Genomic DNA, 14,311 nt, shown 5'->3' with positions numbered 1-14,311 from the left:
CGCGGTCCGTCGTCGTGCCCTGATCCGTCGTCGTGCCCTGATCCGTCGTCGTGCCTTGATCCGTCGTCGTGCCGTCGGCGGGAGTGCTCACCGGTCCGCCTCCGTTCGGCCGTTGTCCGCGCCCTTGGGCAGATCCGCGGCGGTGATCGTCCACCAGGGAAGCTGCCGGTAGGCGGACCGGGTGTCGATCTTCTCGTCGCTGAAGGCCGGGGCCTCGACCGGGGTCGTCGCCGATCTGAGCTGGATGCGGGCGACCGGGCCGCCAAGGTCGCCGGCGTCCAGGCGCTGCATCACGATGCGGCGCATGTAGCTCTCGGAGAGCCGGCCGCGCAGGCCGTCGGGGCGGTTCTCGCCGTCGTGCGAGGAAAGGAAGAAGTCCCAGCCGCGGCGAAGCTGATTCTGATGGACGTGGCTGGGGAGGAGACTGCCCCGGATTGCCTCGCCGTCCTCCGCCGAGAGGTCGATCCAGCCGCTGGTGCGGCGCCCGCCGTCGGAGCCCGTGTACTCGGCCCGGACCTGCACGGCGATGTTCTGCTGGAGCGGGTTGGGGGCGAAAAGCTTCCAGTTCTGCTCGAACTCGGGGTATACCCAGCCGTCCACCGCCTCTCCGTGCTGCTTGGTCACGACGTTGGAGGGGGCCACATGCAGAAAGACCATCGCGAGGTGGACGCAGCCGACCACGGCGACGAGCGCGAGGCAGACACCAGCGGCGACCTGGTACGGGAGCGACAGACCGGCCATGCCGACGGCACGGGCCGGCTCGCCTGCGACGTGCTCGTCCTCGTAGGAATCCATCCCGCCCCGATCCCGGTCAGCTCACTGCGGTTATCCACAGGGTTGACACCCTACGGGCCGTCGACTCACCATTGAAGCCAATGAACCGAACGATCGGTCGGTAGGAGCCGGGATGACGGCAGTGACAGCGGAGACCTATAAGGCGGCGTTCGACGCGGCCGTGGCCGCCGACGAACGCATCGAGCCGCGCGACTGGATGCCGGACGCGTACCGCGCCTCGCTGGTACGCCAGATGGCTCAGCACGCGCACTCCGAGATCATCGGCATGCAGCCCGAGGCGAACTGGATCACGCGCGCGCCGTCGCTGCGCCGCAAGGCGATCCTGATGGCCAAGGTGCAGGACGAGGCCGGTCACGGCCTGTATCTCTACAGCGCCGCCGAGACCCTGGGCACGAGCCGTGACGAACTGCTCGACAAGCTCCACACCGGGCGCCAGAAGTACTCGTCGATCTTCAACTACCCCACGCTGACCTGGGCCGACGTCGGCGCCATCGGCTGGCTCGTGGACGGAGCCGCGATCACCAACCAGGTGCCGCTGTGCCGCTGCTCGTACGGGCCGTACGCCCGCGCGATGGTGCGGATCTGCAAGGAGGAGTCCTTCCACCAGCGCCAGGGGTACGAGCTGCTGCTCACCCTGTCGCAGGGGACACCCGAGCAGCACGCGATGGCACAGGACGCGGTCGACCGCTGGTGGTGGCCCTCGCTGATGATGTTCGGCCCCCCGGATGACGCGTCGGCGCACTCCGCGCAGTCCATGGCCTGGAAGATCAAGCGGCATTCGAACGACGAGCTGCGCCAGCGCTTCGTGGACATCTGCGTCCCGCAGGCCGAGGCCCTCGGACTCACTCTCCCCGACCCCGACCTCCGGTGGAACGAGGAGCGCGGGCAGCACGACTTCGGCGCCATCGACTGGGCCGAGTTCCAGGAAGTCCTCAAGGGCAACGGCCCGTGCAACGAGCAGCGGATCACCCAGCGCCGCCAGGCACACGAGGAAGGCGCCTGGGTCCGCGACGCAGCCGCGGCCTACGCCGAGAAGCACCACGCAGCACAGCACACGAAGCCCGGGGAGGCGACGGCATGAGCAGCTCGACCGAATGGCCGCTGTGGGAGGTCTTCGTGCGCTCGCGCCGCGGTCTCTCCCACACCCACGCGGGCAGCCTGCACGCCCCGGACGCGGAGATGGCCCTGCGCAATGCCCGTGACCTCTACACGCGGCGGAGCGAAGGCGTCTCGATCTGGGTCGTCCCCTCATCGGCGGTGACCGCGTCCTCACCGGACGAGAAGGACCCCTTCTTCGAGCCGGCCGCCGACAAGCCCTACCGCCACCCGACCTTCTACGACATCCCGGAAGGGGTGAAGCACCTGTGACCGCGCCCGTCGACCAGACCGTGCCTCCCACGCCGGTGGACGCCGCAGCGCTCGCGCTCGGCGACGACGCCCTGGTGCTCTCGCACCGGCTGGGGGAGTGGGCCGGCCATGCCCCCGCCCTGGAGGAAGAGGTCGCGCTCGCCAACATCGCCCTGGACCTGCTGGGACAGGCCCGGGTCCTGCTCTCCCTCGTCGGCGACGAGGACGAGCTGGCGTATCTGCGCGAGGAGCGGGCCTTCCGCAACCTTCAGCTGGTCGAGCAGCCGAACGGCGACTTCGCACACACCATTGCGCGCCAGTTCTACTTCTCCGTCTACCAGCGCCTGCTGTACGGGCAGCTGGCAGCCGGGGACGGCCCGTTCGCGGGCCTTGCCGCCAAGGCGGTCAAGGAGGTGGCCTACCACCAGGACCACGCCGAGCACTGGGTCGCGCGCCTGGGGGACGGCACCGCGGAGAGCCACGAGCGGATGCAGCGCGCGTGTGACGCCCTGTGGCGGTTCACCGGCGAGATGTTCCAGCCGGTGGCGGGCCTGGATGTCGACTGGCAGGCCCTCCACGTCAGCTGGCTGGAGATCGTGACGGCCGCGCTGGAGCGCGCGACGCTGACCGTGCCGGCCGGCGCGCGCAGCGGCGCATGGTCGGCAGGTGCAGGCCGCCAGGGTCTGCACACCGAGTCGTTCGGGCGGATGCTCGCCGAGATGCAGCATCTGCACCGCAGCCACCCGGGGGCGTCATGGTGACAGGAACGACGGCCGCCGCCGGCACCGCCACCTCCGGCGTGGCCGAGACGGCGCTCGAGGCGGAGCTGCGCAGGCTGGCGGGCTCTGTCCCCGACCCGGAGCTTCCGGTGCTGACCCTGGAGGAGCTCGGTGTGCTCCGCGGGGTGCATGTGCTCGGGCCCGGCCGGGTCGAGGTCGAGCTGACCCCCACGTACACAGGCTGTCCGGCGATAGAGGCGATGACCTCGGACATCGAGCAGGTGCTGCACGAGCACGGGGTGCCCGACGTCTCAGTGGTGAAGGTGCTCTCCCCGGCCTGGTCGACGGACGACATCACGGTGGAAGGACGTCGCAAGCTCACGGAGTTCGGCATAGCCCCGCCCCGGCCGCACGCGGCCGACGGGCCGGTGCCGCTCACGCTTTCCGTGCGCTGCCCGCACTGCGGCTCGACCGACACCGAGCTGCTGAGCAGGTTCTCCTCCACGGCCTGCAAGGCGCTGCGCCGCTGTGTCTCCTGCCGTGAACCCTTCGACCACTTCAAGGAGTTGTAGATGTTCCATCCGCTCCGGGTCAGCGCGGTCGAAACGCTCACCGACGACTCCGTGGCCGTCACGTTCGACGTGCCCGCCGAGCTGCGCGAGACCTTCCGCCACACCCCCGGCCAGCACCTGGCGCTGCGCAGGACCGTGAACGGCGAGGAGATCCGCCGTACGTACTCGATCTGCTCCCCCGCCGCCCCCGCAGGAGCCACCCCCGTACTGCAGGTCGGCATCCGCCTGGTCGACGGCGGCGAGTTCTCGACGTACGCGCTCAAGGAGCTCGCTGTCGGTGACACCGTCGAGGTCATGGCTCCGATGGGCCGTTTCCTGCTGCCCCCGCGCCCCGGACGTTTCGTGGCGGTCGTCGGCGGCAGCGGGATCACCCCGGTGCTCTCGATGGCCTCCACGCTGCTGGCACAGGAGCCGGAGTCCCGATTCTGTCTGATACGGAGCGACCGCACGGCCGCCTCGACGATGTTCCTGGACGAGGTCGCCGACCTCAAGGACCGCTTCCCGGACCGTTTTCAGCTGGTCACCGTGCTGTCCCGGGAGGAGCAGCAGTCGGGCCTGCCGTCCGGGCGGCTGGACCAGGAGCGGCTGAACGGCTTGCTGCCCGCGCTGCTCCCGGTGGCGGACGTGGACGGCTGGTTCCTGTGCGGGCCGTTCGGTCTGGTCCAGGGCGCCGAGCGGGCGCTGCGCGGGCTCGGTGTCGAGCGGAACCGCATCCACCAGGAGATCTTCCATGTCGACGACGGTTCGGTGCCCGCGCGTGCCGGCGTGGCCGCGCCGGCTCACGCCTCGCTGACCGCGACGCTCGACGGCCGGTCGGGCAAGTGGCCCGTCCAGGAAGGCGAGTCGCTGCTGGAGACGGTGCTGCGCAGCCGCGCCGATGCGCCGTACGCCTGCAAGGGCGGTGTGTGCGGCACCTGCCGGGCCTTCCTGGTCAAGGGCGAGGTGCGGATGGACCGTAACTTCGCGTTGGAGCCGGAGGAGACCGAGGCGGGCTACGTACTGGCCTGTCAGTCCCATCCGGCCACATCCGAGGTGGAGTTGGACTTCGACCGCTGACGCCGCCCCGTCGGCCGCGCCCATTCCCTTCCCCTAGAACCTGTTCTATCTTGACGGTCCGTCAGATGGCGCGGGGCGTCGTGGGGAGGACTGGACTGTGGACTTCACCTTCACCGAGGAGCAGCAGGCGGCCGTCGAGGCGGCGAGAGCGGTCTTCTCGGGGGTCGCGCCCGACGGGGTGCCGAGCCCGGCGCTCAGCCCGGGAGCGGTGGCCGAGGAGTTCGACCGGCCGCTGTGGGCGAAGCTCGCCACTGCCGATCTGCTGAGTCTGGTCCTGTCGCCGCAGTACGGCGGAGCCGGTCTTGACCCCATAGCGCTCTGCCTGGTCCTGCGCGAGTCGGCCAAGGTGCTGGCCCGGGTGCCGCTGCTGGAGAGCAGCGCCGTCGCCATGACCGTCGAGCGCTACGGCAGCCCTGAGCTGGGCGCGCTGCTGCTGCCCGGCGCTGGACGCGGCGAGCTGGTGTTCACGGTCGGGGCCAACGGCCGCACCGGCCATGACCCTGCCGAACGGGCTGTCACCGCCCGCCCGGACGAAGATGGCTGGGTGCTCGACGGGGTGCAGACAGGCGTGCCGTGGGCGCAGTGCGCGGACCGTGTCGCCGTCCCCGCCCGCACCGGCGAGAGCCGCACGGTACTGGCCTTGGTGCCGAGGATCCACGAGGGCGTCACACTCGACGACCAGGTCTCCACGAACGGCGAGCGCTTCGCCGAGGTCAGCCTCGACGGCGTACGCATCGGCAGCCAGGACCTGATCGATGCCGACGGAGCCTGGGACTGGCTGCGCGGCCTGCTCGCCACCGGAACGTGCGCCCTGGCCCTCGGCCTCGGCGAGGGCGTGCTCGCGATGACGAGTGAGTACACCGGCAAGCGCGAACAGTTCGGCCACCCGATTGCCACCTTCCAGGCCGTCGCTGTCCAGGCTGCCGACCGGTACATCGATCTGCGCGCCATGGAGGCCACCCTCTGGCAGGCCGCCTGGCGGATCAGCACGGGCGCGGACGGCCCTCTGCCCCCGTCGGGCGACATCGCGGTGGCGAAGATCTGGGCGTCGGAGGGGGTGCGCCGCGTCGTACAGACGGCACAGCACCTGCACGGCGGCTTCGGCGCGGACACCGATTACCCGCTGCACCGCTATCACGCCTGGGCCAAGCAGCTCGAGCTCGCCCTCGGCCCGGCCGCGGCCCACGAGGAGGTCCTGGGCGATCTGCTGGCCGCCCACCCTCTCGGCTGAGGCCGGCCCGCGCGACCGCCCGTGCACACGAGGTGACGCCCTCGCTACGACCGGGCCGGTTCGGACGACGGTCGAGCACGTCCGGGGTCCCGGATCGGTCGCAGCAGCCGTCAGAGAACGAAAGCCGGGCTTCCGTCGTCGGTGGTCATCGGACGGCCCGCGCCGTCCCAGGCGAGCATGCCACCGTCGATGTTCACCGCGTCGAGACCCTGCTGGACCAGGTACTGCGTCACCTGCGCGGACCGGCCGCCGACCCGGCACATCACATAGGCGCGGCGCCCGTCCGCCAGCGCTTCGGTCACCTCGCCGAAGCGGGCCACGAAGTCACTCATCGGCACATGCAGCGCACCCTCGACATGCCCGGCCGCCCACTCGTCGGGCTCCCGGACGTCCAGCACCAGGCCGTCGGTGGGAACCGCCGCGGCTTCCACCGAGGGCAGCGGGGCGAAATTCATGGGTCATGCCTTCTCTCGTACGTCGTACCCGACGGATCTCCCGGACTCCCAAGAGCCCCAGGAAACCTACTGCACCAGGCCGGCCAGTTCCGACTCACGCGCGGCCACCTGAGCGAGCAGCTGCTCAGCGATCTCGTCCAGCAGCCGGTCGGGGTCATCGGGCGCCATCCGCAGCATCGCGCCGATCGCGCTCTCCTCCAGCTCCTTGGCCACCACGGTCAGCAGCTCCTTGCGCTGCGAGAGCCATTCCAGCCTCGCATAGAGCTCCTCGCTCTCGCTCAGCTGCGACTCGGCCGCCACCGGCCCCGCCGCCCACTCCTCGGCCAGCTCCTTCAGCAGCCCTTCGTCCCCGAGCGCGTACGCGGCGTTCACCCGGGCGATGAACTCGTCCCGCCGGGTCCGCTCGGCCTCGTCCGGCGCGAGATCCGGATGCGCCTTGCGGGCCAGTTCGCGGTACAGCTTGCGCGCCTCCTCGCTCGGCCGCACCCGCTTCGGCGCCCGCACGGGCTGACTGTTGAGCATGGCGGCGGCCTCGGGGGAGAGGCCGTCCGAGTCCATCCAGTCGTGGAACAGCTCGTCGACACCCGGCATCGGCAGCACCATGGCCCGCGCCTCCTGGGCCTTTCGCAGGTCCTCCGGATCTCCGGTGCGGGCAGCCCGCGCCTCGGCGATCTCGGCGTCCAGCTCGTCCAGGCGCGCGTACATCGGGCCGAGCTTCTGGTGATGCAGCCGGGAGAAGTTCTCCACCTCCACCCGGAACGTCTCCAGCGCGATCTCGAACTCGATCAGCGCCTGCTCGGCCGCGCGCACGGCCGCGGCCAGCCGTGCCTCGGGCCGCGACTGCGCATCCTGCTGCGCGGCGCTCTCGTCGTCGTTCCGGGTCGTCGGCCCCCCGGCGGCATCCTGGGTCACCCGTCCAGACTACGGGCGTGCGGCCGCGGCCCGTCACACCCCCAGCTCGGCGGCGATGCGCCCGCGCTTGACGGCCGCGAGCAGCTCAGCGTGATCCGCCTCCGTGCGATCGGCATAGGTGACGGCAAATGCGGCCACCGCCTCGTCCAGCTCCTCGCTCTTGCCGCAGTACCCGGCGATCAGCCGCGGGTCCGCACTGTGGGAATGCGCCCGGGCCAGGAGTGCGCCGGTCATCCGCCCGTAGTCGTCGAACTGATCGGGTTCGAGCGCTGCGGGATCCACACTGCCCTTGCGGTTTCTGAACTGCCGGACCTGGAACGGCCGCCCGTCCACCGTCGTCCAGCCCAACAGGATGTCGCTGACGACCTGCATCCGCTTCTGGCCGAGCACCACCCGGCGGCCTTCGTGCTCCGCCTCGGCCACAGGGAACCCGGCGGCCTCCAGATGCGGCAGCAACGCCGACGGCCGTGCCTCCTTCACCTGGAGCACCAGCGCATCCCCGCGGTGATCGAGCAGCAGCACCACGTACGACCGCGTACCCACGCTTCCGGTGCCGACCACCCGGAAGGCCACGTCGTGGATCGCGTACCGGGCGAGAAGGGGGAGCCTGTCCTCGGAGACCGTGCGGAGATAGGGCCCCAGCGCCGCAGCGACCGACGCCGCCTCCGTGTCCGGCACCCGCCTCAGCACCGGCGGCGCGTCGACGAAACGCCGTCCGCCGGCGGCTCCGGACTCGCCGTCGTCCGCGGGGGCGGTCGCCTTGGCCGCGAAGCGCGCGCTGGTGTTCTTGCGGGCCTTCGCCTCGACCTGCTCCAGAGTGCCGACCAGATCCCGAGCATCCGCGTGCGAGACGAGCTCTTCGTCGGCGATCGCGTTCCAGGCGTCCAGCGCCGGCATCTTCGACAGCAGCCGCATGGTGCGCCGGTACGCGCCGACGGCGTCGAACGCGGCCGCCCGGCAGACGTCCTCGCCCGCACCGGCCACGCGCCCCGCCAGCACCAGCGATGTCGCGAGCCGCTTGAGGTCCCACTCCCAGGGGCCGACCACGGTCTCGTCGAAGTCGTTGAGGTCCATGACGAGCCGGCCGCGGACATCCCCGTACAGCCCGAAGTTGGCCGCGTGCGCGTCGCCGCAGAGCTGCGCGCTCACGCCGGTCACCGGGGTGCCCACCAAGTCGTGTGCCATCAATCCGGCCGAGCCCCGCAGAAACGCGAAGGGCGAGGCCGCCATCCGTCCCACCCGTATCGGCGTCAGCTCCGGCACCCGGCCGCGGCTCGACTCCTCGACGGCCTGGACAGCGTCGGGCCGCTGCTCCGTGGGTCTCAGCACATCGTGCGAGGACCGCGGCACGCGGGTCCGCAGCGCCTTGCCTTCCTCCTTCGGAGACATCGCGGCGCCCGTGCCGGCCCGCGGCGCAAAGCCCCGCACTACCGGAATACGCCCGTCGCCCCCGATCTCACCGGACTCCGGCCCTCGCGGCGTCACTGCCTCGGATCCACTCATGACCCGCTGCCTCCCCCGGCGTCGTACGCCCTCAACATCAACTGCCCATGACCGTACCGGCGCGCCCGGCACGCGTCTCCCCCTGTGGATAACCCTTCTGCATCCCGAAGACGCCGGTCACACCGCCCGCGCCCTGAGCACACCCCTCACCTGACACCACGGGCCTTACTGACATCACGAGCTGACCCGAGCCGTACCGCCATCACCGGCATCACGGGCATCACGGGCATCCGCCGCCCTCGGCGTCGTTCCACGTGAAACATCTGGAACCTCCCCCTGAAGCCTGACCCATCTGACAGCACAGGGCACATCGAACGTCCGTCGCCGCTAGAACCCGGCATCCCGCGCGAGCAGCGCCGCCTGCACGCGGTTCTCGCACTCCAGCTTCGCGAGAATCCGGCTCACATACGTCTTCACCGTGGCCTCGCTCATATGCAGCCGCCGACCCGCGTCAGCATTGGAGAGCCCTTCCCCGAGCAGCGCCAGTACCTCCCGTTCACGGCCGCTCAGCCCGGCCACCCGCGCCTTCGCCGCCTCCTCGCGCGCCGCTGCCCGTCCCGACGCGAGCTGGTCCACCACATGCCGGGTCGCACCCGGGGAGAGATACGCATCCCCCGCGACCGCGGCCCGCACCGCCCGGATCAGTTCAGCGGGCGCCGTGTCCTTCAGCAGGAAACCGGCGCCGCCGTACTCGAGCGCCCGCAGCACGTTCTCCCGCTCCCCGAACGTCGTGAGCACGATCGCCCGGGCCGCCGGCACCGCCCGGCGCAACTCACCCAGCGCCGTGAGTCCGTCCATCACCGGCATCTGGATGTCGAGCAGCACCACATCGGCGCTGTGCGAGCGGGCCAGGTCGACCGCCTCACGGCCGTTCGCCGCCTCGGCCACGACCTCGATCTCCTGATCCGAGGTGAGGATCATGCGGATCCCCGCCCTGATGAGGGGTTCGTCGTCAGCAATCACAACCCTGATCGGCCCCGCCACGCCTACCCCTCACGCCTGCCCTGTCTGCCGCCCCGCCCGCCTTACCGGCGGACCTCGTACGACTTCTTCTCGATCAGCTTGCCGTCCTTGAAACAGAACCGGAACACCGGTTCTGATTCCACGCTGTCCCCCGCCTCCCAGGACATCAGCACAAGGCACCTGGAACCCTCGGGCTCCTTCGGCCCTTTGCCGTGCAGCCCGGTCGTCGTGAAGGTGTCCCCGCTCGGCAGTTGGGCCCGCACCTCGTCCTCGGAGTCCCCGACCTGCACACTCTCGTACTGGCCCGGATCGATCGCTCCCTTGCTCATGGACCCCACCAGGAAGACGACCGCGAAGATGCCCGCCGCGGCCAGCACCAGCAGCGCCGCAACCGCGATCCCACATCCTGTGGCCTTACCGCCACCGTGGCTCGGCAGCGGAGGGCCGACCACCTGCGCGCCCTGGGGCGCGCTCCAGTCCATCTCCAGGAAGCCACCGCTGCCGAGAGCCGCCTGCACCGACTGCTGGCGGAAGTCGTCCTTGGCGGCGACGAACGGAGCGGCCTCCACGACGCCGTACGGCAGGACCCCGGCCACCCGGAACCCCCCGCCGTCCGCCGGTCCGGCATGCACCATGCCGCCGACCAGCCGGGCCCGCTCACGCAGACCGGTCAGTCCCTGCCCACCGCTGACCACGTCCCCCGACGCCGCCGACGCCGCCCCATTGACGACCTCGATGACGAACGAGTCGGGCTCGTACCGCAGCTCGACCCCTATCGCGGAGCCGGGAGCGTGCTTGAAGGCGTTGGTCAGCGCCTCCTGTGCAATCCGGTACGCGGCATGGTCGGCCGCCGCGGCGAGCGGACGCACCTCGCCCACACGCCGCAGCTCCACCGTGTTCCCGGCCGTCCGGGCCGCCTCCACCAGTCCGCCGATGCCGGCCGCCCCTCGCGCGGCCGGGCCCGGCTCGTCCACGGCCGCCGGTGCCTCCACCCCGTCCCGCAGAATCCCGACGACCTCACGCAGCTCGTGCATCGCGCTCACCGAAGCTCCGCGCAGCACGCCGACCACCTCCCGCTGCCGGTCGGTCAGCGCGGGATCCACCTCCAGCGCCCCGGTGTGCACCGAGATCAGCGCCAGTTGGTGTCCGAGACTGTCGTGCATGTCCTGGGCGATGCGCTGCCGCTCCCGCAGCCGCGCCTGTCCCGCCACCATGGCGCGCTCGCGCAGCAGTTGGGCATTGCGCTCCTGCAGTGCGTGCAGCAGTGACCGGCGCTGCGTCCAGTAGCGGCTGGCCAGCCCGGGCACCACCGTCGTCGCCAGGAAGTAGAGGGTGGTGAACAGCACGAGGGTCATCGGCATCTGCCGGGACCAGGTGTCCGTGAGCGTGGTCCCGACACACAGGGCGAAAGCGAGCGAGAAGGCCACCAGTGCCCGCCCCACGCGGACGATCCTGTGCCCGGCCGACCAGCCGACGACCATCAGCAACGGCATGAACCCGACCACGACCGGTGCGAGCGCCGCTGTGACTGCCAGCACCACGGCCGGAACACGCCGCCGCAGCAGCGACAGGACGGCAGCGAGCAGTCCCAGGCCGGTCAGCTTCAGCCCTTCCCCGCCCAGCAGTTCCTCGGTTCCCGCACTCATGATGCCCAGCACCAGAGCGAGCATCGCCTCGGCGGCCGTCCGCCGCCGCGACCACAGCTCGGGGGCCGCCAGCCACTGCCAGCCGGCCCGGATCCTCATTGACGCGTCCACGACCGGCAGCCTAGACAGCCGCCCCCGTTGCCCACGGCCCCCTTTCGTAGCGGACCGGAGCGACGAACGTCGCTCCGGGGAGCGGCGGCGCTCCGTCGCATCGCCAGGTCCGGAGCGCCAAGGACTCATTCCGGCCGCGTCCCGAGCCGCTCGGCCAGGAAGGCGATGATCTCGTTCCGTGCCTGCACGGTGGGATGACCGTCCTGGTCGACGAGGTGCGCCGTCACGACGCTGTGGGCGCAGCCGACGACGTCACGGAAGAACGGCGGAGGGTTCGTGTTCGCGGTCTCCGCTTCGAGTACGCGGCCGTCGAATGCGTCCCCGAGCAGCGCTCGGTACGCCGCGAACCGCTGGCCGGTGCACCACGTGTCATTGTCGAAGCGGTAGGCGAGAACCTTCAATCCGTCTCGCGCTACGCGTTCAGCCACGGCAGCGGCATCCTCGTCGCTGATCTCCAGACCGCCGGGGTCGTCGAGCGGAAGCGACGGATGGTTGACCACCGGTGCGATGACAGCGGGTTCGAGCGCCATGGTCAAGGCGAAGTTGCCGGTGAAACACAGACCGACGGCGCCGACGCCAGGCCCGCCACGCTCGGCGTGCGCCAGGCGAGCGAGGCCGCGCAGCCATGTGACGACGGGGCTGGTGCCGCCACCGGCAAACGCTCGGAACTCGGCGCTGACGCATGCGCGTCGAACGACGCTCTCGCGTGCCTCGGCGAGCGGATAGGCGCCGTCGACGCCGAAAAGCGAGGGCAGGTACACGGAGAAGCCGGCATCACGCACCCACCGCGCGAACCGCGCGACGTCGGGGCTGATACCCGGCATCTCGGGCATGAGGATGACTGCCGGCCCTGACCCGGCCACGTACACGGTCTTGTCGACGTCATCGACGTTGACGACTCTCCGCGAGAAGTCGTCCAAGGGGTCGCTCTGTCCTCGCATGATTGTCATGACCGAGATCATGATGAGTGGCCACCCTCCAGAGAAGCGGCGGCATCGCCACGTATCCCGGTAATCTCGCCAACCGTTCAAAGGCGCTGGAGGGGCCGCATGAGTCCGCTGCGAGTCGGTGTGCTGGCCTACCCTGGCTGCTTCGCGTCGGAGGTGTTCGGAGTCCCCGACCTCCTGGCGATGGCAACTCACGTCGCCGCGGCGCAAGGGTCGGTCCAGCCGGCTTACGCGGCGTCGGTCATCTCGCCCCGGCGGCGTGTGATCGCGTCCGGCGGCTCGGTCCTCGACGTCTCGGGGGGTTGACCCGTGGTGGTCGCGGCGACGATGGAACATCGCGCGGTACTCCCTCGGCCGCTTGCCCGTGTGTCTGGCGAAGATGCCGCTGAACGCCCCAGGGTCGCGGTACCCGACGTCGGCGGCGATGCTTGCGACGGTCCTGTCGGTCGTCTCCAGCAGGTGTCTGGCTCGGCGCACCCGGACCATCTGCAGGTACGCGAGTGGGGTCTCGCCGGCTTCGTCACCGAAGCGACGGAGCAGGGTTCTCGTGCTTACGTGGAACTCCTGGGCGAGGGTGGGCAGGTCATAGCGAGCACCGAGGTTCTGGTCGAGCCACCGCTTGACGCTGAGCGAGAACTCCCTGCCCACAGTGGGTATGAGCCCCGTGTCGACGTAGGGAGCCTGCGTGGAACGCGCATCATCGACAAGCGCGATACGCGCGGTGCTACGGGCGACGCGGGGGCCGTCGTGCTCGCGGATGAACTGCAGCGCGAAGTCGTACATGGCACTGAAGGCCGCTGTGGTCGTCACCCCCCGGTCGGTCACGACCAAGCTCTCCGGGCGGAGGCGCACGTCGGCGTGCCGGCGGGCGAACTGGTCCGCGAACAACCAGGACGTGGTCGCTTCGCGCCCGCCGAGCAGTCCGGCCTCAGCGACCAGGAACGCGCCCACGCAGATCGATACGACAGCGGTTCCCGAGGCCGCCTGCGATCGAATCGACGCCACTTCCGGTCCCAGGTTTGCGAGTGTCGCGTCGAGATCGAGCGTGGGCGAAAGCTCGAAGCCCGGCACGATCAGGACGTCTACCGGGCGAACGTGAGACCCGCCCGCCGGGCGGAGACCCGCCTCGCCGGTCCCTCGTCGCGGACACGCACCCCCTGCACAAGCAGGTGGCAGGCGCGATCCGGCGTGCCATCGCCGAGGGTGAGTGCGGCCCCGGTGACCGGCTGCCTCCGGCGCGTGACCTTTCCCGAGCGCTGGGTGTCGACGTCAACACCGTGCTGTGCGGCCTTCGCGCGCGGCGTGACGAGGGAGTGCCGGAGTTCCGGCGCGGCCGAGGTGTGTCGGGACCTGGTGACCGACGCGGCGCGCCTGGCCTGCGGCAAGGCCGACCTCGCAGAGATGATCAGGGGTGGCCGGCTGCCCGAGAGGCCTGCGACGCACTGGAGCAGTGGAGGCGAGCCCGACAGCTCCACGCCCTGGCGCCCTCGGAGGTCTGACAGATCTGCACCGGGCGCCGATCGCCCCCTTCACCCTCGCCTCGACAAGCCTCGAGGGCTTCAACGGCTACGCGAACTCCCCCCTCGCAGAAACGATCGAGGCGGGCGGCTCCCGCCGCATCCGCGGCATCACCGCCGGAACCGTCCTGTTGGCCTTCCCGCTCGCCCACGCCAACCGCCGGAAGATCAAACAAAGATCAAGTCCCGCACCGTGACGCATGCCACGATGTGGGACCTTTCACATAAAAATCGCCCGAATTAACCTTTAACTCTGAGCTCTCCGCCCCGAACAACGAGAAACGGGCCCTCACCAGGACTTTCGTCTCTGGCGAGAACCCGTTTCATCGGTTTCTCATGGTGCGCGAGGGGGGAGTTGAACCCCCACGCCCTTGCGGGCACTGGAACCTGAATCCAGCGCGTCTGCCTATTCCGCCACCCGCGCATTGGGTGTTGTCGTTCGGTCCCTCACCGTTCGGTGCGACCCCGTGGCGACATGCAGAAGATTAGCACGCTGCGAAGGGTGGAATCACATCCGTTTGTTTCAGGGCCCTCGCG

At 70.4% G+C, this 14,311-nt stretch carries 14 protein-coding genes, 1 tRNA gene and 1 pseudogene; 8 read left to right on the top strand and 8 right to left on the bottom strand.

From position 1 onward, the window contains the following. Positions 1 to 87: 87 nt before the first annotated feature. Positions 88 to 795 (bottom strand): DUF5819 family protein, encoded by a 708-nt coding sequence (locus tag ABZ208_RS07200; protein ID WP_356908551.1) that lies wholly within the window; start codon positions 793 to 795, stop codon positions 88 to 90. Positions 796 to 907: 112 nt separating this feature from the next. Here ABZ208_RS07200 and paaA point away from each other — a divergent pair, with 112 nt between their 5' ends. The 6 genes from paaA (at position 908) to ABZ208_RS07170 (ending at position 5,720) form a co-directional block, all read left to right on the top strand. Further along, complete coding sequence (gene paaA / locus ABZ208_RS07195) at positions 908 to 1,876, top strand: 1,2-phenylacetyl-CoA epoxidase subunit PaaA (protein ID WP_356908550.1); 969 nt, start codon at positions 908 to 910, stop codon at positions 1,874 to 1,876. Continuing rightward, a complete protein-coding gene (paaB, locus tag ABZ208_RS07190; RefSeq protein WP_328398713.1) occupies positions 1,873 to 2,163 on the top strand; it encodes a 1,2-phenylacetyl-CoA epoxidase subunit PaaB in 291 nt (96 codons plus the stop codon). Before paaA ends, paaB begins: the two co-directional genes overlap by 4 nt. Beyond that, positions 2,160 to 2,903: a 1,2-phenylacetyl-CoA epoxidase subunit PaaC gene (gene paaC, locus ABZ208_RS07185; RefSeq protein ID WP_356908549.1), complete on the top strand. Its 744-nt coding sequence runs from the start codon at positions 2,160 to 2,162 to the stop codon at positions 2,901 to 2,903. Before paaB ends, paaC begins: the two co-directional genes overlap by 4 nt. Further along, positions 2,897 to 3,433 carry a 1,2-phenylacetyl-CoA epoxidase subunit PaaD gene (paaD, locus tag ABZ208_RS07180; protein ID WP_356908548.1) on the top strand — a complete coding sequence of 179 codons (537 nt, stop codon included), beginning with the start codon at positions 2,897 to 2,899 and terminating at the stop codon, positions 3,431 to 3,433. The genes paaC and paaD overlap by 7 nt, the downstream gene beginning before the upstream one ends. Beyond that, a complete protein-coding gene (paaE, locus tag ABZ208_RS07175) occupies positions 3,434 to 4,489 on the top strand; it encodes a 1,2-phenylacetyl-CoA epoxidase subunit PaaE (protein ID WP_356908547.1) in 1,056 nt (351 codons plus the stop codon). Positions 4,490 to 4,586: 97 nt separating this feature from the next. Then, positions 4,587 to 5,720: an acyl-CoA dehydrogenase family protein gene (locus ABZ208_RS07170; protein ID WP_356908546.1), complete on the top strand. Its 1,134-nt coding sequence runs from the start codon at positions 4,587 to 4,589 to the stop codon at positions 5,718 to 5,720. 110 nt (positions 5,721 to 5,830) lie between these two features. Here the strand turns inward: ABZ208_RS07170 and ABZ208_RS07165 are convergent, their stop codons facing one another. From ABZ208_RS07165 to ABZ208_RS07140, 6 genes are all read right to left on the bottom strand, one after another. Next, positions 5,831 to 6,175: a rhodanese-like domain-containing protein gene (locus tag ABZ208_RS07165; protein WP_328398724.1), complete on the bottom strand. Its 345-nt coding sequence runs from the start codon at positions 6,173 to 6,175 to the stop codon at positions 5,831 to 5,833. Positions 6,176 to 6,241: 66 nt separating this feature from the next. Then, complete coding sequence (locus tag ABZ208_RS07160; RefSeq protein WP_356908545.1) at positions 6,242 to 7,087, bottom strand: J domain-containing protein; 846 nt, start codon at positions 7,085 to 7,087, stop codon at positions 6,242 to 6,244. A gap of 33 nt (positions 7,088 to 7,120) precedes the next feature. After that, complete coding sequence (locus ABZ208_RS07155; RefSeq protein WP_356908544.1) at positions 7,121 to 8,590, bottom strand: DUF2252 domain-containing protein; 1,470 nt, start codon at positions 8,588 to 8,590, stop codon at positions 7,121 to 7,123. 327 nt (positions 8,591 to 8,917) lie between these two features. Continuing rightward, positions 8,918 to 9,574, bottom strand: coding sequence for a response regulator transcription factor (locus tag ABZ208_RS07150; RefSeq protein WP_356908543.1), 657 nt, complete (start codon positions 9,572 to 9,574; stop codon positions 8,918 to 8,920). Between the two features lie 41 nt (positions 9,575 to 9,615). Then, positions 9,616 to 11,298 carry a histidine kinase gene (locus ABZ208_RS07145; RefSeq protein ID WP_356908677.1) on the bottom strand — a complete coding sequence of 561 codons (1,683 nt, stop codon included), beginning with the start codon at positions 11,296 to 11,298 and terminating at the stop codon, positions 9,616 to 9,618. 137 nt (positions 11,299 to 11,435) lie between these two features. Further along, a complete protein-coding gene (locus tag ABZ208_RS07140) occupies positions 11,436 to 13,328 on the bottom strand; it encodes a helix-turn-helix domain-containing protein (RefSeq protein ID WP_356908542.1) in 1,893 nt (630 codons plus the stop codon). An 86-nt stretch (positions 13,329 to 13,414) separates the two neighbouring features. Here ABZ208_RS07140 and ABZ208_RS07135 point away from each other — a divergent pair. Continuing rightward, a pseudogene (locus tag ABZ208_RS07135) lies at positions 13,415 to 13,670 on the top strand (GntR family transcriptional regulator); the annotation flags it as partial. 37 nt (positions 13,671 to 13,707) lie between these two features. Beyond that, positions 13,708 to 13,971 carry a hypothetical protein gene (locus ABZ208_RS07130; RefSeq protein ID WP_356908696.1) on the top strand — a complete coding sequence of 88 codons (264 nt, stop codon included), beginning with the start codon at positions 13,708 to 13,710 and terminating at the stop codon, positions 13,969 to 13,971. Positions 13,972 to 14,111: 140 nt separating this feature from the next. Here ABZ208_RS07130 and ABZ208_RS07125 read toward each other — a convergent pair. Beyond that, positions 14,112 to 14,198: transfer RNA gene (locus tag ABZ208_RS07125), tRNA-Leu, on the bottom strand. Between the last annotated feature and the right edge of the window lie 113 nt (positions 14,199 to 14,311).

It is taken from the genome of Streptomyces sp. NPDC006208 (genome assembly GCF_040613775.1).
GTDB lineage: Bacteria > Actinomycetota > Actinomycetes > Streptomycetales > Streptomycetaceae > Streptomyces.
This window is presented reverse-complemented; position numbering and strand designations above follow the sequence as displayed.